At 64.8% G+C, this 21,252-nt stretch carries 19 protein-coding genes; 10 read left to right on the top strand and 9 right to left on the bottom strand.

Annotation, left to right across the window (positions count from 1 at the left end; genetic code table 11):
• Positions 1 to 36: 36 nt before the first annotated feature.
• Positions 37 to 699, bottom strand: coding sequence for a TrkA family potassium uptake protein (locus tag QA600_RS10440; protein WP_278291873.1), 663 nt, complete (start codon positions 697 to 699; stop codon positions 37 to 39).
• A gap of 172 nt (positions 700 to 871) precedes the next feature.
• Here QA600_RS10440 and QA600_RS10435 point away from each other — a divergent pair, with 172 nt between their 5' ends.
• Both QA600_RS10435 and QA600_RS10430 read left to right on the top strand, forming a co-directional pair.
• Positions 872 to 2,353, top strand: coding sequence for an NCS2 family permease (locus QA600_RS10435; RefSeq protein WP_278291872.1), 1,482 nt, complete (start codon positions 872 to 874; stop codon positions 2,351 to 2,353).
• A gap of 70 nt (positions 2,354 to 2,423) precedes the next feature.
• Positions 2,424 to 2,669, top strand: a complete 246-nt coding sequence (locus QA600_RS10430; protein ID WP_278291871.1) for a glutathione S-transferase N-terminal domain-containing protein — start codon at positions 2,424 to 2,426, stop codon at positions 2,667 to 2,669.
• 45 nt (positions 2,670 to 2,714) lie between these two features.
• On the opposite strand, the gene QA600_RS10425 is transcribed toward QA600_RS10430, so the two are convergent.
• Entirely contained in the window at positions 2,715 to 3,836 is a 1,122-nt protein-coding gene (locus QA600_RS10425; RefSeq protein ID WP_278291870.1) for an MBL fold metallo-hydrolase, read from the bottom strand.
• Between the two features lie 94 nt (positions 3,837 to 3,930).
• Positions 3,931 to 5,118 carry an MFS transporter gene (locus QA600_RS10420; protein WP_278291869.1) on the bottom strand — a complete coding sequence of 396 codons (1,188 nt, stop codon included), beginning with the start codon at positions 5,116 to 5,118 and terminating at the stop codon, positions 3,931 to 3,933.
• A 339-nt stretch (positions 5,119 to 5,457) separates the two neighbouring features.
• Between QA600_RS10420 and QA600_RS10415 the strand changes: the two genes are divergently transcribed.
• The 3 genes from QA600_RS10415 to QA600_RS10405 all read left to right on the top strand — a co-directional run bounded on the left by QA600_RS10415 (position 5,458) and on the right by QA600_RS10405 (position 8,253).
• Complete coding sequence (locus tag QA600_RS10415; protein WP_278291868.1) at positions 5,458 to 6,318, top strand: ParA family protein; 861 nt, start codon at positions 5,458 to 5,460, stop codon at positions 6,316 to 6,318.
• Positions 6,315 to 6,695 carry a hypothetical protein gene (locus tag QA600_RS10410; RefSeq protein ID WP_005555918.1) on the top strand — a complete coding sequence of 127 codons (381 nt, stop codon included), beginning with the start codon at positions 6,315 to 6,317 and terminating at the stop codon, positions 6,693 to 6,695. The genes QA600_RS10415 and QA600_RS10410 overlap by 4 nt, the downstream gene beginning before the upstream one ends.
• A 292-nt stretch (positions 6,696 to 6,987) precedes the next feature.
• Positions 6,988 to 8,253 carry an MFS transporter gene (locus QA600_RS10405; protein WP_278291867.1) on the top strand — a complete coding sequence of 422 codons (1,266 nt, stop codon included), beginning with the start codon at positions 6,988 to 6,990 and terminating at the stop codon, positions 8,251 to 8,253.
• A gap of 32 nt (positions 8,254 to 8,285) precedes the next feature.
• Here QA600_RS10405 and QA600_RS10400 read toward each other — a convergent pair whose 3' ends face one another.
• The 4 genes from QA600_RS10400 to QA600_RS10385 all read right to left on the bottom strand — a co-directional run bounded on the left by QA600_RS10400 (position 8,286) and on the right by QA600_RS10385 (position 13,769).
• Positions 8,286 to 9,716 carry an FAD-dependent monooxygenase gene (locus QA600_RS10400; protein WP_278291866.1) on the bottom strand — a complete coding sequence of 477 codons (1,431 nt, stop codon included), beginning with the start codon at positions 9,714 to 9,716 and terminating at the stop codon, positions 8,286 to 8,288.
• 53 nt (positions 9,717 to 9,769) lie between these two features.
• Positions 9,770 to 10,312, bottom strand: a complete 543-nt coding sequence (locus tag QA600_RS10395; protein ID WP_278291865.1) for a cupin domain-containing protein — start codon at positions 10,310 to 10,312, stop codon at positions 9,770 to 9,772.
• A gap of 199 nt (positions 10,313 to 10,511) precedes the next feature.
• A complete protein-coding gene (locus tag QA600_RS10390; protein WP_278291864.1) occupies positions 10,512 to 11,180 on the bottom strand; it encodes a helix-turn-helix domain-containing protein in 669 nt (222 codons plus the stop codon).
• Positions 11,181 to 11,624: 444 nt separating this feature from the next.
• Complete coding sequence (locus tag QA600_RS10385) at positions 11,625 to 13,769, bottom strand: bacterio-opsin activator domain-containing protein (RefSeq protein ID WP_278291863.1); 2,145 nt, start codon at positions 13,767 to 13,769, stop codon at positions 11,625 to 11,627.
• Between the two features lie 186 nt (positions 13,770 to 13,955).
• Between QA600_RS10385 and QA600_RS10380 the strand changes: the two genes are divergently transcribed.
• Positions 13,956 to 14,303: a hypothetical protein gene (locus QA600_RS10380; RefSeq protein ID WP_278291862.1), complete on the top strand. Its 348-nt coding sequence runs from the start codon at positions 13,956 to 13,958 to the stop codon at positions 14,301 to 14,303.
• A 194-nt stretch (positions 14,304 to 14,497) separates the two neighbouring features.
• On the opposite strand, the gene QA600_RS10375 is transcribed toward QA600_RS10380, so the two are convergent.
• The gene (locus tag QA600_RS10375) at positions 14,498 to 15,463 is read right to left on the bottom strand and encodes a transcriptional regulator (RefSeq protein ID WP_278291861.1); all 966 of its coding nucleotides are present in this window, start codon (positions 15,461 to 15,463) and stop codon (positions 14,498 to 14,500) included.
• Between the two features lie 160 nt (positions 15,464 to 15,623).
• Between QA600_RS10375 and QA600_RS10370 the strand changes: the two genes are divergently transcribed.
• Positions 15,624 to 16,916 carry a tRNA(Ile)(2)-agmatinylcytidine synthase gene (locus QA600_RS10370; RefSeq protein ID WP_278291860.1) on the top strand — a complete coding sequence of 431 codons (1,293 nt, stop codon included), beginning with the start codon at positions 15,624 to 15,626 and terminating at the stop codon, positions 16,914 to 16,916.
• 41 nt (positions 16,917 to 16,957) lie between these two features.
• Here the strand turns inward: QA600_RS10370 and QA600_RS10365 are convergent, their stop codons facing one another.
• Positions 16,958 to 17,161: a hypothetical protein gene (locus tag QA600_RS10365; RefSeq protein WP_278291859.1), complete on the bottom strand. Its 204-nt coding sequence runs from the start codon at positions 17,159 to 17,161 to the stop codon at positions 16,958 to 16,960.
• 173 nt (positions 17,162 to 17,334) lie between these two features.
• Here QA600_RS10365 and QA600_RS10360 point away from each other — a divergent pair, with 173 nt between their 5' ends.
• The 3 genes from QA600_RS10360 (at position 17,335) to QA600_RS10350 (ending at position 21,187) form a co-directional block, all read left to right on the top strand.
• Positions 17,335 to 18,450: a GTP-binding protein gene (locus tag QA600_RS10360; RefSeq protein WP_278291858.1), complete on the top strand. Its 1,116-nt coding sequence runs from the start codon at positions 17,335 to 17,337 to the stop codon at positions 18,448 to 18,450.
• Between the two features lie 113 nt (positions 18,451 to 18,563).
• Positions 18,564 to 20,306, top strand: a complete 1,743-nt coding sequence (locus QA600_RS10355; protein WP_278291857.1) for a Na+/H+ antiporter NhaC family protein — start codon at positions 18,564 to 18,566, stop codon at positions 20,304 to 20,306.
• A gap of 83 nt (positions 20,307 to 20,389) precedes the next feature.
• Positions 20,390 to 21,187 (top strand): VOC family protein, encoded by a 798-nt coding sequence (locus QA600_RS10350; RefSeq protein ID WP_278291856.1) that lies wholly within the window; start codon positions 20,390 to 20,392, stop codon positions 21,185 to 21,187.
• Positions 21,188 to 21,252: the final 65 nt, after the last annotated feature.

Raw genomic sequence — 21,252 nt, 5'->3', positions numbered from 1 at the left:
CGCGTCCACGGCTCTCTGCGCCGCCCGGTTTTTTGCTCAGGCCGACGCCGGTAGCAGCGCGGCTTGAAGCTCGTCTATTCGTTCGGTTTCCGCGACGACGGCGACCTCGTCGCCAACGGCGAGTTCGGTTCCCGGAAGCGGGATCGTTAGCGCCTCGCGAGCGCGGCCGTGGGCGTAGATCCGGGCGGACTCCGGAAGCTCGAGTTCGCTCATCCGCTTGCCGACCGCGGGGGAGCCCTCCCGGATCTCGAGGACGGTCAGCTGGAGGTTCGCCGCCAGATCGGCGACGACGTTGAAGTCGCCCCCGAGCATGGCCGTCTTCGCACCCGCCGCACCGAGGCGCTCGGGATAGACGATGTCGTCGACGTCCTCGGCGTAGCGCTCGTAGATCTCCTCCCGGTAGTCCTCGTCGATGCGCAACACGGTCCGACAGCCGTGGTGGTTTCCGACCATACAGGCCGCGAAGTTGACGTTGAGATCCGGCGTGAAGGCGCCGATAGCGTCCGCCTCGTCGACCCCTGCCTCGAGCAGTACGTCCTCGTCGGCACCGTCGCCTTCGACGGTGTCGAACCCGTTGTTGGCCGCTCGTTCGACCCGATCGGGATCGTCGTCGACGACGACGAGGTCGTGGCCCTCCTCGTGTAGAATGCGCGCAGTGTGCGAGCCGACTCGACCGTACCCCACGATGACAAACCTCATGATGATCGGATACGATCCCGGGGGTCAAATACGTTCGTTCGGGTTCATCGGGACGATTCGTTTCGGATTTCTCACCCGAGTATCAAAAATGTATACACGGACGTGTATTAGTGAGGTGGATCCAAAGACGTGAACTTTAACTAATCCGTCTGGGTATGCCTGAACATCCAACATGGGGGCTTTCGATCGTATCGGCGCGTACTTCGGGTTCGACGAGCACGACACCGATTTGCGGACGGAACTGATCGCCGGAATCACGACGTTCCTGGCGATGGCGTACATCATCGTCGTCAACCCGACGATCCTCAGTCAGGCGATCCTCTGGGATCACGAGGCCGGCGAGTTCCAGAGCGAAACGACGATCAACGGCACGGTCTACGGCCAGGGTGATGTCATCCAGATGCTCGCCGTCGTCACGATCCTCGCGTCGATCGCCGCGATACTGGTGATGGCGTTCTACGCCAACCGGCCGTTCGGACTCGCCCCGGGGATGGGGCTGAACGCGTTCTTCACCTTTACTGTCGTCGTCATCCTCGGCGTTCCGTGGCAACTCGCGCTGGCGGCCGTCTTCGTCGAGGGCATTATATTCATCGCGCTGACAGCTGTCGGCGCACGGCGGTACATCATCGAACTGTTTCCGGAACCCGTCAAGTTCTCCGTCGGCGCCGGGATCGGCGTCTTCCTGCTCTTTCTCGGCTTACAGGAGATCGAACTCGTGGTGCCGTACGACGCGACGCTGGTCACGCTCGGTAACGTCCTCGAGAGCCCGGTCGCCGCGCTCTCGCTCGCGGGCCTGGTTCTGACGCTGTTGCTCTACGCCAGAGGGCTGCGTGGCTCGATCATCATTGGAATCGTGACGACGGCAGTCGCCGGCTGGGCGTTGACGCTCGCTGGCGTCGTCGGTCCCGACGTCCTCACCCCGGAAGGATCGTACGACGAGGTGACGAACGAGGGACTCGGCTCGATGATCGCGTCCGTCCAGTACGACTTCACGCCGCTGTTCTGGGGGTTCGTCGACGGCCTGGGAATGATCACCGACGACCCGCTCGTGTTCGCGCTGGTCGTCTTTACGTTCTTCTTCGTCGACTTCTTCGACACCGCGGGAACGCTCATCGGCGTCTCCCAGATCGGCGGGTTCCTCGACGAGCAGGGTGATCTGCCCGAGATCGAGAAACCCCTGATGGCCGACGCGGTCGGCACCACGTTCGGCGCGATGATCGGCACCTCGACGGTGACGACGTTCATCGAGTCCTCGGCGGGCCTCGAGGAGGGCGGACGAACCGGCTTTACGGCGCTCGTCGTCGGCGGGCTGTTCGGACTCGCGTTACTCATCGTGCCGCTGATGCAAGCGATCCCCCAGTACGCAACCTACCTCGCGCTGGTCGTCGTCGGGATCATTATGCTTCAGGGGGTCACCGATATCGACTGGCAGGATCCCGCATGGGCGATCAGTGCCGGACTGACGATCACGATCATGCCGCTAACGACCTCGATCGCGAACGGGCTGGCCGCCGGGATCATTAGCTACCCGCTGCTCAAGGCGGCGATGGGCGAGAAACGGGACGTGTCGCTCGGTCAGTGGATTCTGGCGTTCGCGTTCATCGTCTACTTCGTCGTCTACTTCGCCGTCGAGGCCGGCATGGTCGTCTTCTAGACGCGTCGCGGGTTCCGGCAACTCGTCGGCCGACCGGTGGCCTCTTTGGTGTCTATCGGCTACAACAGGTATGTCCGACATCACGCTGTACGAACTGCCAGGCTGTCCGTTCTGTGCGAAGGTTCGAACCAAACTCGACGAGCTCGAACTCGACTACGACGTGATCGAGGTTCCCCGCTCCCACGAGGACCGCACCGAGGTCGAGCGCGTCAGCGGCCAGAACGGTGTCCCGGTCATCTCGGACGAGTCCCAGGACGTCGAGGGAATGCACGAGAGCGACGATATCGTCGAGTATCTCGAGGAGACGTACGCCTGATAGCTCGCCCGGTTCGCTTTCCATCTCCAGAGTCGAGACGCGCCGTCAGTTCGCCGCGCAGTTGTTCGGCCCCAGCTCGAGTTCCTCGACGTCGTCGCCGGGCTGGCTCTTCCCCCAGTTGATCTGCTTGATCTCGTTGTAGTTCGCCGGCTCGTCGGCGAGGCTCTCGACGATTGTCTCGACGAACGCCTCCTCGTCGCTCTCCTCGACGTAGCCCAGCAGCTCGTTCGTCGTCTCCTCGCGGAGCTCGCCGAGACGGGTCGCCAGCGGGCGGATCGACTCGTCGCTGAAGTGACCGGGTAGCACGATCCGGTCGCCCTCGAGTTCGAGCAGCCGATCGAGGCTGTCGAACAGCCGGCTCGAGGCCTTTCGGATCGCGTCCTCGTCGCCGTCCTCTAGGTCGGGTCGACCGACGCTGCGGAGAAACAGCGTGTCCCCGGATAGCAGTGCGTCGCCGAAGGTAAACGAGACGCTTCCGGGCGTGTGTCCCGGGGTATGAACGACCTCGACCGATCGGTCGCCGACGGGGATAGTGTCGCCGTCCTCGAGTTCCACGACTCCCTCGAGCTCGCCGGCGTCGTCCCCGTGGAGGTGGTAGGGGACGTCGAGTTCGCCGGCAAGCCGCCGCGCGCCCGAGACGTGGTCGGCGTGGGCGTGAGTGTCCGCGACGGCGACGATCTCGAGGTCCCGTTCGTCGGCCTCGCTCAGGTAGTAGTCGACGTACTGGCTCGGATCGACGACGACGGCCGCCGTCCCGTCGTGGACGACGTGGGAGACACAGCCCGTCCCGGGACGGACGATCTGGACGACGCCGTCGGCGCCGTTGACCTCGTAGGAGCGATGGACCCGGCCCCAGCCGTTCATCCCGTCGTCGATCGACTTCGCGTCGAACCCGTGCTCGCGCAGGAAGTCGGCGGCTCGTGCCGACGTGATCCCGGCGATACAGACCACGGCGATCTCCCGATCCTTGGGAAGGTCCTCGAGGTGGTCCTCGAGCGTCGAGTAGTCGTGGTCAAGTAACTCGTCGTAGATCGGGAGGTTCGTGCTGTCTTCGATCCGCCACTTCTCGTAGTCGTCCTCGTTTCTGACGTCGAGCACGAAGAGATCCTCGTCCCCTTTGTCGATGCGGCGAGCGACCTCCGCCGGTTCGAAGTCGATGTTGCTCATACACCACAATATTGCGCACGTCGACCCTTAACTTCGCTGCACGAAACCGCCACGACCGACTGTAGTTTGCACCACGTCGAGAACGCGCGTTCGGTCAGTACTCGAGCCCGAGCAGCGAGTTGAGCGCGAGCGCCAGCCCGACCGCACCGAGCAACGCGGCGAGGAAGCCGAAGGAGACGGCCCAGCCGAACAGGTCCGCGAGGGCGCCGACGACGACCGACCCCATCGCGGCCACGATCATGTAGACGGTGCGGACGAGCCCGAAGCCGGCGTTCTGTTCCTCGGCCGAGAGCTCCTGTAAGAATCGGGGCATAAGCGCCGCCCCGAAGCTCATCCCGACCCCGACGAGCACGATCCCGGCGACGATCGGGAGCGTACTCGAGGACGCGATCAGCACCCCGAACCCGACGACGCCAGCGAGCATACAGAGACCGATCGACCGGTCCCGTCCGATCCGATCGGAGAGGGCGCCGACCCCGATCTGGGCGACGCCCTGCACGACGAAGTACGCCGAGAACAGCGCCCCGGCGAACGTCGTCGAGGCGCCCTGGTGTTCGATGAGAAACGTCGGCAGGAACGAGGCGGTTCCCTGCCAGGCGAACTCGCTGACGATCGCGACGAACAGCGTGAACGCGATCGGCGGCCGCGAGAGGAGCTCGAGGACGGGCGCGACCTGAAACCGATCTCGGAGCGGCGTCTCCGGTCGACGGGGCTCGGTTGGACGGACCTTCCAGGCGAAGAGGATCGCCGACGGGATTCCGATCAGCGCCACGGCGGCGACGGCGACTCGCCATCCGAATCGGACGGCCAGCCAGGCGACGGCGACCGGCGTGACGAGCCCGGCGATCGTCGCGCCCGTGTTGTGGACGCCGACGGCGGTACCGACGTTGTCGTAGGTTCGGGCGAGCAGCGTCGTCGCGACGCTGTAGTGCAGCCCGGCGACGGCGCCGAGGGCGATCGTCCCGAGGAAGAACAGCGCGAACGCGGGCGTGAGCGAGACGGCGAGTGCGGCCAACGCCGAGCCGCCGACGGCGACGAGGATGATCAGCCGCTCGCCGTAGCGGTCGGCCAGCACGCCGCTCGGGTACTGCGCGAGGCCGTAGGCGAGCCACATCCCGCTCAGCGAGAGTCCGACGACCGCGTTCGAGACGGAGAACGTGTCGACGATATCGGGGATGATCGGGCTGATCGCCAGTCGCCCCACCATCGTGACGAAAAAGGCGAGCGTACACAGCGCCAGCACCGTCTCCCGGTACCGCCAGCGTGTCGAAATCGTTCCCACTCGTTTCGATCGAAACGTGTACGGCTACTTATCGGACCCGATTCGACGCAACGAGTCGCTTTCCGAGCGGACTGACAGACTCGCTTACCCCCGATGCGAGCCGGCCTCGAGTCGCCGATAGCCGCCTTCGCGAACCCCGTATTTCGATCGTCGGTTTGGATTGTGTATAGCGATATCAGATTTGTCGGCGGATTCCGTGGGTTCGCTTCGGCCGTCTCGAGCCATCGTGTTCGGCCGCATTCGTGGCTCCACGAGCTGTGAGCGATTGCCGAGCGCCGTTCTGTACGCGTCTGACGAGCTTTTATATTAGATGCAAACGCTTGCGCAAACGGATACGGAATGGAAGCCAGCACTAATCGAGCCGCGACCTTTCTCGACAAGGGAGGCACCGGAAAGACGACCTCTGCGGCCCACCTCGGCGTCGCACTCGCCGAAGCGGGTGAGGACGTCCTGCTCATCGACCTCGCCGGCAAACAGGGCGACCTGGCGAAACACTTCGGCGTCTGGTCGGAAGTCCAGGAAGATATCGAGAACGACGACGACTGGCCGAACATCTCGACGGTGTTCGCCGAGGAGTGGGATCAGATCGCCTCGAAACTCGGCGACGCGGCCGTCGACAGCCTGATCGTCGAGACCGACGAGGGCGTGGACCTGATCCCCGCCCACCCCGGGCTCGACTCGCTCGACGCCGACCTCGGCAACATCGACGACGCTCGAGAGCGCTACTCCCGACTCGAGCGGTTCCTCGACGAGTACATCGACGGCCGGTACGACACCGTTCTCATCGATCTGCCGGGACTGACGAACAACGTCACCTACAACGGGCTCTGGGCGACCCGGAACGTCGTCGCGCCTGTCGAGATGGGCCCCTTCGAGAGCGAGCAGGCGACAGCCCTCGAGCGCGATCTGGCGAAGATCGACGACCAGTTCGGCGTCGACGTCGACCTCGCGATGATCCTGCCGAACAAGGTCGACACTCGAACGAAGCTCGCAACCGAGTACCTCGAGGGGTTCGGCGAGGAGTACGAGGGCGCCATCGCACCCGAACACGTCCCCGCGAGCCAGGATATCCGGAACGCCGCTGACGAGGGGCGAACGGTGTTCGCGCTCGAGGAGCCCTCGACGACCGCCGAACGCGCTCGCGAGGCGTTTCTCGACAGCGCCTCGGTCCTCCAGCGGCGACTGGGTGAGCGACAATGAGTGACGAACTCGAGGAACTACGCAAGAAGACCGAGCGCGGCGACCGGAACGACGAGATCAGAACGGAGGCCGACTCCGCGTTCGTCGACGAACTCGTCGATGCCATCGAGGCGGTCGACAGCGGTGAACGCCCGAAGACGGTCGCCGTCCGCGACCAGCCCGTCGCGGCGCTTCTGGCGACTCTCGACGAGGACGACGCGGAGATGACCGCGGTCGGCAACGCCTTAGAGGAGGCGCTCGGACGCGAGTGCTCGGAGGGGTTCGACCGGAGCGAGATCGTCCGACTGGCCGTCCGTGTCGGGCTCGAGACCGCGACGCCCGAGAAAACCGAACAGCTCAGCGACGCGGTCGGGCGCCACGCCCAGCAGAACATCTGAGTCTGTTTGCGGTTGCGATTGCGTTTTCGTTTGCGTTTGCACGCTTCCTCGAGCTGCGGTAGGCTGGACTGACACTGCACTATCTCGACTCATGCTTGTCGGCGCGTCGACGAGGAGCCAATCACACGCCAGTAAACCATATTTCGCTTCACCATCCCGTGTTCCGGGCGAGATCGTAATTGCTTTGAGCGCTAACTGACTAGGCAGTCAGGATGAGGGCCGACGAACAGTTCGAACCGATGCGGACGGGACGCCAGGACCGAACGCACCCGGATAGCAGCAGCGAGACCGGATGAACGGTCCGGTATCGCGATCTATCGACCGGCTGAGCGGAGCGGGTGACGACCGGTATGTCGTTATTGGGGCCGTGATACTCAGTACGTTCTTCATCGGCTTCGGCGGCGGCGTGATCTTCCCGATCCTGCCGAATCTCGGGGTCATTCTCGGCATCTCTCCGTTCATGGTCGGCGTGATCCTCAGCGCGAACCGCTTCTCGAGACTGGTCGCGAACGCGCCCGCCGGAATCCTTGTCGACCGAATCGGGACGCGAACGCCGTTCGTCGTCGGAATGTTCGTCCAGGGGTTCGCCACCCTCGGGTACGTCGTCGCTATCCCGGCGCCCGTTCCCGAGGCGTGGTTTCTGACCGCGCGGTTCCTGTGGGGCGTCGGCAGCGCGCTCGTGTTCGCGACCGCCTACACGATCGCCTCCGACGTCAGCGACGGCGGCTCGAGGGGAACCAGTATGGGGCTCATCAGGGGCGGGGTTCTCTTCGGGGCGCCGACCGGGATGGTCGTCGGCGGCGTCGTCAGCGAGATCGGCGGGGAGATCGCGGCGTTTCTCCTCGCGACGGTGTTCGCGTTCGTTGCCAGCGGTCTGGCGTACGCGACGATCCCGGAGACGCACGTCGAGGGCGACGCTCGCCAGTCGGTGAAGCCGTGGGACGTCGACACGAGCGTTCCCGCAGTGACGGTCGGGCTGATCAACTTCGCCGTACTCTTCGTCTACTTCGGCGTCCTGTTCTCGACGCTGGTCCTCTTTCTCGGCGAGAACGACATCGGGCTGCTCGGCTTCGACGCGCAGGGGACCTCCGGGCTGTTCATGGCCATCACGGTCGTCACCGCGGGGCTGTTCATGTTCCTCGGCGGCTACGTGAGCGACCTGCAGCAGTCGCGGGTCCCGGTGTTGCTGTGCTTTCTCGGGATCCTGTTCGTGGGGTTCGTCCTCCTCGCGTCCGCCGACTCGGCCGGGACGCTCGCCGTCGCCTGTCTGTTCATCGGCGCCGGACAGGGAGGGACGAGCGGTCCGATGATGGCACTGCTCGGCGATCTCACCGACGACGGTCGGATGGGCCGTGCCGTCGGAACGAACAACGTCCTCGGAGACGTCGGCGGCGGCGTCGGCCCGATCGTGTCGCTTCCGGTCACCGAACTCGTCGGATTCGGGCCCGTGTACCTCGCCTGTGCGGCGCTTCCGCTGGTCGCGGGGGTGGTCCTTCTCGGGGGCGTCTACCGGCAGACTGGACAGTTCCTTCCGGCGACCGAGCTTCCGAACCTGTAACGGCGGTGTCCTCTCTCCGACCTACTGTCGGGTCAGCGTCGGTTCGATCGCCGAGGGGAGAGATCCGGTTTCCTCTCGCGAGCCGAAGGCGGTCGGTTCGGAGAGTCTCGAGCCGATCGGTTGCCGCCGTATCTCGGAGCGAGCACGCGCCACGCGACGCTGGCGCGGAGCAGCGAGGACGGAGGCCGTTGCATCGAGAGGACCCCCAGAAAGGCGTCGGTCAGCATTCCGTCGGTGTGGGCCCTCCGAAACAGTCGAGACAGGTACCAGTCGAAGACCGCGGTTCCCCGGGGAACGTCACCCCGCGTCTCGGGAAAGGCGCTGTCGGCCCCGATCGCCAGCATCCATGCGGGGTCGACGATCGCTGCCATGCGGTCGAAAAACCGCATCGGAATCCCGCTTCGCCCCTCTCGGAGCGTGCGCCCGAGCGCCAGTGCCTCGAGCGCGGCCACCGACATCCCCTGGCCATAGATCGGATTGAAGCTGGCGACCGCGTCGCCGACCACGACCAGCCCGTCGGGGAACCGCTCGAGGGCCTCGTAGCGGTAGCGTCGATTCGAGGGGAATGGGTAGTGATGACCCGTCTCCGCCAGCGGCGGACACTCCTCGAGTAACCGGTCGAACGTGGGCGTCGGAAGGGGTGCAACGAACTCGCCGATCCCGTCGACGTCCGTCGGCGGGTGATCCCCGTGGACGCCGTGGACGTTCACGAGCCATCGGTCGCCCTCGACGGGTAACACCGCCCCGCCCCTGGTTCGGGGTGGCTCGGCGAGCATCCCGATCATCCGGCGGTCGTCGGGCGGGCGCTCGAGGGCGACCGTCGTGTAGGCCAGATCGATCGTCACCTCGTCTGTCGGGGGCCGTCCGTAACCGTTTCGCGCCAGCCAGGCCGGGGTTCGACTCTTCCTGCCGGTCGCGTCGACGACCAGCTCTGCCGGACGCACCGTCCGCTCGGCACCTCGAGAGCGAACGCGAACGCCGGTTACGGCCGTTTTGGTTTCGTCGGTTTCGTAGTCGACGAATCGGCAGTGCGGCCGGAGTCTGATTCTCTCGAACTCGGCGACCCGACGCCGGAGGAGCTGCTCGTACAGCGGTCGGCTCGCGGCGTACAGCGGGAAGGACGACGTCCCCGTTGCCAGGAACTCGCCCTGACTGTACAGGTGCAGATTGCGCTGCCCGTCGATGGCCACGCCGCCAGCGGTACGCAGCTCCTCGGTGTACCCCGGAAACAGCTCCTCGAGCGCCGATCGGCCGGCTTCCCAGAGGATGTGAATCTGGTTGGCCTGGGGAACCCCCGACCGTGCGACGGGCTCGTCGGGCAGCGCATCACGGTCGATTACCGTCACTGAATCGAACGAGTCCGCGAGGACGCGGGCCGCAGTCAGTCCGGCGACGCCCGCCCCGACGACGATCGCCCGTCCGCTTCGGTCACCGTCGCCTCGCCGAACAGCCGCGGCGGTCACGGCTCCAGTCCCCCCGTTTCCCGACCGACCGGGTGTGGGTCGCTCGAGGTCATTCAACAGTCGACCGGCTCGACCCACTCGGTCGGCGGCTCGTCCTCGGGAATCCCGAGGAACGTCACGTAGGCGAACGCGCCGTCCTCGCTGTCGGCCCTGTGGACGTGGCCCGGATCGATCCACGCGTCCCCAGCCGCGTACGTCCGGGGGACGCAGTCGTCTTCCATCGTGTGCTCGATCTCGCCCTCGACCATGTGGACGACGGACATTCCCGGGTGGCGATGCCAACCCGACCTCGCCCCAGCCTCCCAGGTCGCCTCCGCGACGACGACCGTCGAGGCGTCCTCGAGTTCGACGACGGTCGGATCGTCCGTCTCGCCGTCCGCGTAGGTGAGTTCGAACGTCGCGGCGACGTCGTCAACGAACGGAGCGTGTTCCCCTAGGACCGTCACCTCGAACCCGTCGGGCTCGTCGACGTCGTTCGTCTCGTCGTCGGTGTCGTCGGCCGCGCTCGCGGAGCCGCTCACCGCGAGTACCCCCGCCGCCGCGCCGGCTTTCAGTACCGTTCTGCGCAGAATTCCGCCCGCCGTGTTCGTGACCATGATGGTTTCCTCACGGGAGAGACGGGCTCGAGCGGCAGATAGCTACCCGATGACGGGTCGCCAGACGGTGGAACTTTTGCAGCCACTGCCGATCGAGCGCCGACTACAGTCGTGACCGCGAAGCTACAAATTGGCAGTCACAGGAGCCGACGATAGCCTTCCGACGGGCTCGAGTCAGAGTGGCAGAATGGTCGTCTTCTTACTCGTCGGGATCGCTCTCCTGACCGATGATGACGGTGTTCTGGACGAGGCTGCGGTGAGCTCGGCGGAGCCGTTCCGAGAGCGCCTGGTGGGAGATACCCATCTCCTCGGCCAGCGCCATCATGTCGGCATCGCGAGGTATCTCGTAGTAGCCGCGCTCGAAGGCCATCTCCAGGGTGTCTTGCTGGTCGTCAGTAAGACCGAACCGCCCCTGACGACCCTCCTCGAGACTGTAGACGGAGTGGAGCTGGAACTGGATCCCGTTCGATCGGCAGTAGTCGTTCGTCCGCGACAGGCTGTCCCGGTCGGGAAACAGCAGCCGGAACCGCCAGCCGCTGGCATCGCCGACCGCCGAGAGCACTGTCCCTTCCTCCTCGACGAGTATCTGTACGAGCGCGTCGACCCGTCGGACCCAGTCCATCTGGTAGAGCTGTTCGCCGTCGACGTCCGCAAGCAGTCGGACGTTGTCGACGGTTTCGTCGTCCTCGAGCACGTCATCGAGCCCCTCGAGGTCGGGCGCGTCGACCCAGAGAAACGGTATGACGTCGCCGTCGCCGTTCGCGACGACTCGTTCGGCCTCGCACTCGAGTCCCTCGACGGCGTTGATCGTCTCCTCGAGGACGAACTCCGAGGGCGAAAGTTCGATCTCCGCAACTGTCCCTCCCATACGTTCGCATAGGATCGAAACGCCTTGGTTTCGTCGGACTCTCGGAGCGGAACCGCCGATCCGCGGAACCGGGACGGCCATCCTCGCAAACGTTTTCGAAAACGTTTGCGTGATCGTTTGCGGTTACTTTCGTGGAGCGGACTCTTCCTCTAGAACGGTGAGTCCGTCGCTCTCGAACCGGAAGTCGGTTCCGTCACAGCCGGGACACGTACGATGTCGCGCCGGTCGCGGTCGCTCGGCGCTCGACGCCAGGAGTATGAAATCGCACTGTGTGCAGCTAATATACCTGTCCATATAGGGTTAAAATACTCTCGAGAGCATAGTTTCGATACCACATCAATTTGGAACTATATTATTGTATTTAAAATGAGCTCTGGTGCGAAGTAGACAAAAGGGTCGCGACCCGAGGGGAGGGGGCATTCAGCATTTCACTCCTCGAGTCGTTCACGATCGCTCCTCCGGCTCGTCCGGCGGCGAAAACAGCGAGTCGAACACCTTCCGTTCGCCCTTCCGAAGGTGCTGGTGGAACGTCGGTGCGGCGATGTCGAGCGAGTCCGCGAGTTCCGCCGCGGACTTCTCGCGGGGCCACTCGAAGAACCCCGCGTAGTACGCCGCGGAGAGGACAGCATGTTGCCGATTGGTAAGTTCGCTAGCGAGACGGCGTTGCACGGGTCGCGGGTCGTCTCGCGGTCGCGTAATCTGGCGGTGACAGCGCAGTTCGGCGTCCGGGTACGCCGACTCGACCGCGTCGACGACGCGGTGAACGTCGACGCTCGGTGCGAGGTGGATCGTCAGTCGAAAGTCACCGTTCTCGACCGACGCGCTATCGATGTATCCACTGAGCGATGCGACAACCGAGAGTACCGGGGGATCGGTCATCCGAATCTCGAACCCGGGAGGGGTCGCTTCCGAGTGGACAGTGACGTCCGTCTCTCCGTCAACCGCCGCTGCGAGATCGTGGACGGTCTCGACGGCGTCCGGCGTGGCGGTGCCGTAGACGAGAAACTCGTCGTCCCCGATCGGGACCGTATGGTCGAACGTGATCTTCCCGGCTGTTTCGTTCGAAACGCCCAACGCTGCGAAGACGTTCCGAATCTGGAATTCGAGTTCGACGAGATCGTCGCTCAACAACGACTGCTTGCGCTCGGCGGCGGCGATCGCGTGACCGATGACCTCGCCGAGCTGTGTGATCTGTCTTCCTTCCTGTCCCTCGAAGGCGTACGGACGCTCCGCGTAGACGTTCAACACACCGTAGATAGCGCCCTCGTGAGTGATCGGGATCGCCGCGGACGACTGAACTCCGTAGGGTTCGATGTAGTCCCGCCAGGGCTCGTACCGAGGATCGGCGTCGACGTCCCGCGTTGTCTGCACCTCACCGAATCGAAACGCACGTCCGGTAGGCCCCCGACTCCGGTCGTCGTCCGGATCGACCGAGATCGTGGTCTCGTCAAGGTAGCCCTCGACGCCGGCTTCGGTTCGGAGATCCACGGTCTGCGTCGCGGTGTCGATCTCTCCGATCCAGGCGAACAGGTACGAATTGGAGTTCGCGAGGTTCTCACAGACCGTGTCCTCGATGTCCGCCCGGGTTGGCTGTCCGATGATCGCATGGATGATCTCGTTTGCGATCCCGCCGATGCTGGTCACCGCCGCCAGCTGCTCGCGCTGGTGTTCGAGTTCCCGTTCGTAGTCGACCCGATCGGTCACGTCGCGGACGACGCCGACGCGTCCGCGCTCGCCGTCCTCGAGTTCGAGCCGACTGAGCCGACTCTCCACGATGAACGACTCGCCGTCGGCGCCGTGTAGCTGCTCCTCGAGGACGGCGACGCTCCGGTCGGAATCGGTCCAGGTCTCCTCGAACTCGCCGCCGAACACGTGTTCGGCGGAGCTCCCGAGTAGCTCCTCGCGGCCGTATCCCGTCATCGAGACGAACGCGTCGTTGACGAACGTAAACCGGTCGTCGCCGTCGAGGACGTAAATTCCGTCGCCGACCGTTTCGACGATGCGCTCGTACCGTTCCAGGGTCCGTTCGCGCGCCTTGCGTTCGGTGACGTCTGTGAAGTAGATCGACAGCCCCGACGGCGACGGGTGGACGATGTCCCGGTACCAGCCCTCGAGTGGCGGAAAGTATGCTTCGACGATGGTTGCCGTCTGAGTCTCCATTGCCTCCCGATAGGCCGTCTCGAAGGCGGTGTCGACCAGTTCCGGCGCAACGTCCCACAGGCGCTCGCCCAGTAGCTCCGACCGAGTTTCGTCGAACATCGACGTGTGGACCTCGTTGAGATAGGTGAGTCGCCACTCGTCGTCGACTGCGAAGAATCCGTCGCTAATCCGGGCGACCACTTCCTCGAGCCCCCTGGAGTTCGCTTCCGTTACCTCACCCGTCGACGGCTGCCACCAGACTCGAGCGTTCGCGCCGACCTTCTTGGTCTCAAGGCAGCCTTGCTCGGCGAGTCGTTCCAGTCTGGCGTACGCGCTTCGTCGACCCAACTCGAGCCGTTCGGCGACCTCGGGTGTGGTCCGGGGTTCGCCCGATCCGTCGAAGACCGCGAGCGTCTCCCGGAGCGCGTCGGTTAGAGATTCCGATCGCATCGTTCCATGTTCCATGCTTTCATGCATCAATATTCCGCCGACGGAGTCAACCGCTCGAGCCCGGCGCGAAACTGCAGTCGAAATCGAAGCCCTCGCTGGCTCCCGCCGGAATTCGACCTAAGTGGTTCTAGTCCGTCGTTATCGTCGAACGACTCGTCATGTAGATCAATCCCAGGTGAGCATGAAGTGGATCGAACCTCGAACGATGCGGCCGACAAGCGTGTAGGGAGAGGTGAGCTATCCGAACGTGAGCGTCACGAACTCCTCGCGGCGGATCGACGCCGAGTCGCAGTCTCGATCCTCGCCGAGCACACCGAGCCGTTCGGGATCGACGAACTGGCCGTCGCGGTCGCGAACCGCGAAGCCGAACTCGAGACCGGCGACGAGGGGAGACCGGCCGTCGAACGGGTCGCGCTTACGCTTCACCACGCACATCTCCCGCGACTGGCGGACGCGGGCGTCATCGAGTACGAGCCCGAGAGCCGACGGATCGATCCCGGAGACTTCTCGCTCGAGTCCCTGCGCCGAAACTGATCGCTCGCGAGTCGCTCGAGCGCCCGATCGATAGTCGACGGATGCGGAAACGTTTTCATTTGCGTAAGCGCAAACGAGTACAGTATAGCTCGAGCCGCTACGCAACAAGCGAAGGCTCCGACCGATCGGCCTGGGCAACACCGTGGCGATCCAGCTCCGATAGTCGACGTCGGGCTATTGTTCCGGGTCGCGTCTCAGACGGCTTCCTCGCGCTCGGCCCGCTCGCGAATCACCGCACGGAGATCGTCCGCATCGCGGAGCTCCTCGAGTTCCTCGCGTTCGACGAGGGCGGTGCCGTCGACGGACTCCTGTTTTGCGCGGTCGACGACGTACACCGACTGCGTACGGGTAACGCGGCCGATCGAACTCATGATCCGGGCCCGCTTCTCGGCAGCCTCGGTAAACTCGGAGTGGCCGGTGAGGACGACGCCGCTGTCGCCCTCGTCCTCGCTGACGGCCTTGAACGGGGAGCGGACAGTGGGATGGACTCGGTAGCCGGCTCGCGTCAGGACGGCGACGACCTGTTCGTCGGTCGGATCGGCGTCAGGATCGTCCGGGGTCGACTCGATCTCGTGAACCTCGTCGGCGCCCTCGAGGACGTCGACGGGACTGGTCAGGGAGGCGTCGAACAGCTCTTCCAGTGCCATCGCGATCTCGACGGAGGCGTTCATCCCGTCCTCGTACTTCGAGACCGTTCGTCGGGAGACGCCGAGCTGGCTGGCGAGCTGTCCGAGGCTGAGTTCGTGACCTTCGCGTTCGTCGGCCAGCAGGTCGCCGTCGATGTTGACGTACAGTCCGCCGGGCGCCGCGTAGATCAGCGGGGGAACGTCCTCGATGAACAGGTTGTACGCCGTGTCGGGGCTGAGGACGGGGACGCCGTGGCGGAAGTAGGTAACGTCGGGTTTGAGATCCTCGTCTCGGCTGCGCAGTCCGATCACCAGCGGCGTCGCCTGCAGGTAGGTTCCCAGGCGCCGCATCTCGTGGCCGGTCTCCTCGTTGAAGGCGTCGATGTTGCCCAGGATCTTCACGAGCAACAGGTTCTCGCCGCGGCGCGCCGCGACGTCGAAGCTCTTCGGGCGGATCGCACACCGGTCGCTGACCACGAACCCCGCGTCCTCTAGCATCGCGGTGACGTTGCCGACCAGTGCCGAACGGGACATAGGGGGATGTAAGTGAGCCCATCTATATGAGTGTTGTCCCGCCGATCACCGGCCGCAGGGTGGCGATTCGACCGGAATCCGACGGATACGCTTTTATACGATCGGAACTCGTCGTCGCCCGTTCGAAAGGGGTTACTCCCCGGCCCGGTAACCTCCGTCGATGACCGTCGTCGGGCTCGACGATACCGACTCCCGCGAGCGAGGGATGTGTACGACCTACGTCGCGAAGACGATCGCCGAGCGACTGGAACGGTCGGGCGCGTCGGTGTCGCGGCTGATCCTCGTCCGGCTCAACCCTGCCGTCGAGTACAAGACCCGCGGCAACGCCGCGCTGGCGATTCACACCGATTGCGCTCCTGCAAGCGCGTTCGAAATCGCCCGCGAACGCCTCGAGCGCCTCGCCGAAACGGCCGACGAGCGGACCCATCCCGGGCTGGTCGTCGCCGACCACGACCCCGAGGAGTCGCCGACGGACGTAAGCGAGTTCTCTCGACTGGCGATCCGAACCCACCTCGAGCGAGCCGACGCGACAGCCCTGATCGACGGCCACGGCTACCGCTCGTGGCACGCCGGCAACGGCCGCGGCCGGATCGGCGCCCTCGCCGCGATCGGCGCCCGGAACGAACTCGAGGAGTGGACCTACGAACGGATCTCCTACCGGGAGTCCGAACGGTGGGGAACGCCCCGCGAGGTCGACGCGGAGAGCATCTTCGCCGCGGCCGACCGCGAGTATCCGAGGGTCTGGGACACCGTCGACCGCGGCGAGGGTGAAACGGTCTGCGTTCCACATACACCCGGTCCAATCCTGTACGGCATTCGGGGCGACGACCCCGACGCAATCAGTCGGGTCGCCGAAGGAATCGAGAGCGAACCCGTCGCCTCGAGCCGGCTGTTCGTCACCAATCAGGGAACGGACGTCCACCTTCGGGACGGATCGATCGAGTCGGTCCGGGACGGGCGAGCCTACCGGGTCGACGGCCGGGTCGCGAGCGAGCCCGAAACCAGGCGGGGCGGCCACGTCTTCGTCACCCTCGACGGACTCGACGACGACCGCGACCGGGACGAACGGCCGTCGCTCGAGTGTGCCGCCTTCGAGCCGACCAAGCGGTTCCGCGACCGAGTGCGAGCGCTGCGAGTCGGCGACCGACTCACGGTCTGCGGGGAGGTCACGCGGGGGACGCTCAAACTCGAGAAGTTCGCTCTTCAAGAGCGCGTCGAGACCGAACGCGTCACGCCGACCTGCCCCGACTGCGGGCGGACGATGGAGAGTGCCGGGCGGAATCAGGGGTATCGGTGTCGCGACTGCAAGACGAGTGCACCGGAGAAGGAGACGGTGGCGCTCGAGCGCGACCTCGAAGAGGGATGGTACGAGGTGCCGCCGTGTGCGCGCCGCCACGTCGCGAAACCGCTGGTTCGGGGCGGGTTCGACGCGCTGACACACCCCGAGCGATAGCCAACGTAGGTTCCGCTGTCCTGCGAGCGTCGGTGTGTCGGCTACTGAACGACGACACCGCGACGAGTGAGGAACTCGCTTACGTCCGTGATCTCGACGGGGCTCCCGATGATCCGGCAGCGATCGTCGTCTTCGGGAACGACGGTGACGGTGAACTCCTCGTCGAGGCGCGACTCGAGTCCCTCGAGGGTTTCACGGGGGAGCACGATCTGGGTGCTGTCTCGCAGCTGTGCCGGTTCCGGCATCTCTGTGCGACGCTACCGCCGCCGACCGTTTATGGGTGTCGAACTTCATCGTCAATCGTGCTGAAACCGAGTGGTACACCTCGGTGGTGGCAGGCTCCGAGGACGATCGGTCGAAGCCGGGGCGCGGGTCGCATGGAAAGCGTTTTTCGGTCCGCCCGGTTGAGTACAGACAAATGGGGCTCGAGGACGATATCGAGGAGATCGAAGAGGAGATCGCCAACACGCCCTACAACAAGTCGACCGAGGCCCACCTCGGCCGGCTGAAGTCCAAGCTCGCCGAGAAGAAGGAGAAACTCGAGAATCAGCAGTCGGGCTCGGGGGGTGGCGGCGGCTACTCCGTGGAAAAACACGGCGACGCGACGGTCGCGCTCGTCGGATTTCCGAGCGTCGGCAAGTCGTCGCTGTTGAACTCGCTGACGAACGCCGAGAGCGAGACGGGCTCCTATGAGTTCACGACGCTGGACGTCAACCCCGGAATGCTCAACCACCGCGGGGCGAACATCCAACTGCTCGACGTCCCCGGGCTGATCGAGGGCGCGGCGTCCGGGAAGGGTGACGGACAGCAGGTGCTCGCGGTCGTCCGCAACGCCGACCTGATCATCTTCGTGCTCTCGGTGTTCGAGATCGACCAGTACGACCGGCTCCAGGAGGAACTGTACGACATCAACATCCGCGTCGACCAGGAGCCTCCGCGGGTGACCGTCCGGCCGAAGATCAAAGACGGGATCAAGATCACCTCGAGCACCGATCAGGATTTAGACGAGGAGACGATTTCGGACGTGCTCCGCGACCAGGGCTACGTCAACGCCGACCTGAACCTCCAGGAGAACGTCACCATCGATCGGTTGATCGACGGGCTGATGGAGAACCGCGAGTACATCCCGTCGATCACCTGCGTCAACAAGGTCGATCTGATCGAACCCGACTACAAGCAGCAGGTCGACGAGCAACTGCGCGAGCGCGGGCTCGACCCCGAGGAAGAGGTGACGTTCATCAGCGCGGAGGCCGAACGCGGTCTCGACGCGCTCAAGGACCGTATCTGGGAGAACCTCGGACTGATCCGGGTCTACATGGACAAACCAGGACGGGGCGTCGACTGGGAGGAACCATTGGTGATCGAGGAGGGATCGACCGTCGGCGAGGCCATCGAGAAACTCGGTGGCGAGATGGAGGAGCGATTCCGATTTGCCCGCGTCAGCGGCCCCAGTGCGACCCACGACGAACAGCAGGTCGGCACGGATCACGTCCTCGAGGACGAGGACGTACTGAAGCTCATTCTGCGGCGGTAGTTGTTAGCTTGATCGGTCCGACTCGACGAGAACGACCCGAGCATCGCGACCTCCCGCTGAAATATTCGCTTTCGTACAACAGTATTATCAAAGGGAGTGTGAAACCGTAGACTATGTCGGAGTTCGGCGCTCTCTCGTTGTTACCGCCGTTGTTAGCAATCGTGTTGGCGATCATCACGCGAAAAGCGGTGCTGTCGCTGTTTCTGGGAATCTGGTCCGGGGGAATCCTCTATGCCGGCGGTCCGAACCCGCTGGCGGATCCAGTCGCCTGGGGAGAAGGCGTCGTCGCCTCCGGATTCGGACTGGTTCCGACGTTCGACTGGATCGTGGGCGCGATCATCGCCGACGACGGCTTTCACGCGCAGATCCTGCTGTTTACCCTGCTTCTGGGCTCGGGCGTCGCTATGATCTGGAACCTCGGGGGATCCTACGCCGTTCGGGATTGGGCGCTCTCGAAACTCGACACGCAGCGCCAGGCGGGCGCGACCACCTTCGCACTTGGCATCCTGATGTTCTTCGACGACTACGCTAACTCCGCGATCGTCGGCAGCACGATGAAAGACGTCTCCGACCAGCTGCTCGTCTCCCGCGAGAAGCTTTCCTACATCGTCGACTCCACCGCCGCGCCGATCGCGACGCTCGCGATCTCCTCGTGGGTCGCGTTCCAGCTCGGGCTCATCGCCGACGCCTACGACGATCTCGGACTCGAGGAGCATCCGTCGGCGTTCGAGGTCTTCCTCAACTCGATACCATACAACATGTACGCGATCCTCGCGATCGTGATGGTCGGGATCATCGTCGCGACCCGACGGGACTACGGCGAGATGCTCGACGCCGAGCACCGGTCGTGGGGGACCGGGAGGGTCTACCGCGAGGACGCCCAGCCGATGCAGGACGTCGAGGCCGATCTCGGTGACCCGGCGGCCTCGAACCCGCGGCTGGTGAGTTTCTTCGGCCCAGTCGCCGTGCTCATCGTCGTCACTGTCGGTGCGGCACTGTTGACCGGGTACGAGCCCGGCGCCGGGCTGTTCGATATGGTTACCGAGGCCGACTACGCCGCGGCGCTGATCTACGGCTCGTTCGCGATGGTCGCGTCCGGGTTCGTCCTCGGGAAAGTATACGGCATCTTCGGTCTGGGCGATGCAACGGACACGACGATCAACGGGTTCGGGATCATGCTCACCGCAGTCTCGATCCTCGTACTCGCGTGGGGGATCGGCGAGGTCGTCGGCGAGGACGCACTCGGGACGGGCGACTACGTCGCCGGGTTCGTCGGCGAGTTCCTCCCGCCCGAGCTGCTTCCCGCCGTGGTTCTCCTGACCGCGGCGTTTATCGCCTTCTCGACCGGGACCTCCTGGGGGACGATGGCGATCCTGACGCCGATCGCAATCCCCGTCGCCTGGGGACTGACGAACGACCACACGATGGTCGCCGCGATCGTGGGGACGATCTTCTCCGGCGCCATCTTCGGCGATCACTCCTCACCGATCTCGGACACCTCGGTGCTGTCGGCGACGTTCACCGGTGCCGACCTCATCGATCACGTCCGCACCCAGCTGTACTACGCGGTCACGGTCGGTCTCGTAGCGGTCGGACTGCTCGTCGTGTGGGGCTACCTCCGGATCACCCCGCTGCTCTTGCTCCCGATCGGCGTCGTGATCCTCGTCGTCCTCGTCTACGGGCTCTCCGAACTCGACGCCCGACGTAAGGGTGTCGAGCCGGTAGCGGTGGCCGGCACTCGATCGGAGCGAGACGATCCGGTGAAACCCGCGGCCGCGTCCTCCTCGGAGCCGCCGTCCGATTTGGACGCCGATCCGACAGACACGACGGACGACGGGACCGACCCTGACGAGTGACGAAACCGGGGAGCTGTCCACGGACGGCCGAGTAGACCGCCGGCTTCGCCACGCTTTTGAGATTTCCCGGCGTTGGTCCGGATATGGAGGGCACGCTCGATCACGTCATGCTTCGCGTCGGCGACCTCGAGGAATCGCTCGACTGGTACCAAACCCACCTCGAGTATGAGGAGAAAGATCGTCACGAGGGCGACGGGTTCACCATCGTCTACCTCGGCCCCGAGGAGATGCACGAGGAGGAGGCGATGCTCGAGCTCACCCACAACGAGGGCGAGGACGACCTCGAGGTCGGCGACGCCTGGGGCCACATCGCCGTTCGAGTGCCGGAGGGCGAACTCGAGGAGCACTACGAGCAGCTGATGGACGAGGGCGTTGACGACTATCGGGACCCCGAGTCCTGTGGCGGCCGGTACGCCTTCGTGAAGGATCCCGACGGCCACGAGGTCGAGATCGTCCAGCGCGATCCCGAGCAGGGCGCGACCTGGTCGCTCGACCACACCATGATCCGCGTCGAGGACGCCGACGACGCGCTGGGTTTCTGGACCCGCAAGTTCGAGTACGAACACACCGGCCGCTGGGAGTCGGACTCGTTCGCGAACTACTTCATGAAACCCGAGGGCGCCGGCGAGGAGGCGATGGCCGTCGAACTCACCTACAACTACGACGGCCGCAGCTACGAGTTCGGGGACGCCTGGGGCCACCTCTGTGTCCGCATGGACGACCTCGAGGAGGACTGGGACCAGCTCATGACGCGCGAAGCGGCGGACTACCGCGATCCCGAGAGCAACGACAACATGTACGCCTTTACGAAAGACCAGGACGGCCACGAGATCGAACTGCTCGAGCGGGATCCCGACGCCGACTCGCTGTTCCCGTTCTAGGTCGTTTTTGGTCCAGATTTTTCGAGCGAGGCTCACGCCACGAGCGCTGGCGCGCGACTGAAACG

It is taken from the genome of Natronococcus sp. A-GB1 (genome assembly GCF_029688845.1).
Classification (GTDB): Archaea; Halobacteriota; Halobacteria; order Halobacteriales; family Natrialbaceae; genus Natronococcus.
This window is presented reverse-complemented; position numbering and strand designations above follow the sequence as displayed.

Excerpts from the sequence above, each read along its gene's own strand:
- QA600_RS10440 (WP_278291873.1), bottom strand. The coding sequence starts at position 699 with ATGAGGTTTGTCATCGTGGGGTACGGTCGAGTCGGCTCGCACACTGCG.
- QA600_RS10435 (WP_278291872.1), top strand. The coding sequence starts at position 872 with ATGGGGGCTTTCGATCGTATCGGCGCGTACTTCGGGTTCGACGAGCAC.
- QA600_RS10430 (WP_278291871.1), top strand. The coding sequence starts at position 2,424 with ATGTCCGACATCACGCTGTACGAACTGCCAGGCTGTCCGTTCTGTGCG.
- QA600_RS10425 (WP_278291870.1), bottom strand. The coding sequence starts at position 3,836 with ATGAGCAACATCGACTTCGAACCGGCGGAGGTCGCTCGCCGCATCGAC.
- QA600_RS10415 (WP_278291868.1), top strand. The coding sequence starts at position 5,458 with ATGGAAGCCAGCACTAATCGAGCCGCGACCTTTCTCGACAAGGGAGGC.
- QA600_RS10410 (WP_005555918.1), top strand. The coding sequence starts at position 6,315 with ATGAGTGACGAACTCGAGGAACTACGCAAGAAGACCGAGCGCGGCGAC.
- QA600_RS10405 (WP_278291867.1), top strand. The coding sequence starts at position 6,988 with ATGAACGGTCCGGTATCGCGATCTATCGACCGGCTGAGCGGAGCGGGT.
- QA600_RS10395 (WP_278291865.1), bottom strand. The coding sequence starts at position 10,312 with ATGGTCACGAACACGGCGGGCGGAATTCTGCGCAGAACGGTACTGAAA.
- QA600_RS10390 (WP_278291864.1), bottom strand. The coding sequence starts at position 11,180 with ATGGGAGGGACAGTTGCGGAGATCGAACTTTCGCCCTCGGAGTTCGTC.
- QA600_RS10385 (WP_278291863.1), bottom strand. The coding sequence starts at position 13,769 with ATGCGATCGGAATCTCTAACCGACGCGCTCCGGGAGACGCTCGCGGTC.
- QA600_RS10375 (WP_278291861.1), bottom strand. The coding sequence starts at position 15,463 with ATGTCCCGTTCGGCACTGGTCGGCAACGTCACCGCGATGCTAGAGGAC.
- QA600_RS10370 (WP_278291860.1), top strand. The coding sequence starts at position 15,624 with ATGACCGTCGTCGGGCTCGACGATACCGACTCCCGCGAGCGAGGGATG.
- QA600_RS10365 (WP_278291859.1), bottom strand. The coding sequence starts at position 17,161 with ATGCCGGAACCGGCACAGCTGCGAGACAGCACCCAGATCGTGCTCCCC.
- QA600_RS10360 (WP_278291858.1), top strand. The coding sequence starts at position 17,335 with ATGGGGCTCGAGGACGATATCGAGGAGATCGAAGAGGAGATCGCCAAC.
- QA600_RS10355 (WP_278291857.1), top strand. The coding sequence starts at position 18,564 with ATGTCGGAGTTCGGCGCTCTCTCGTTGTTACCGCCGTTGTTAGCAATC.
- QA600_RS10350 (WP_278291856.1), top strand. The coding sequence starts at position 20,390 with ATGGAGGGCACGCTCGATCACGTCATGCTTCGCGTCGGCGACCTCGAG.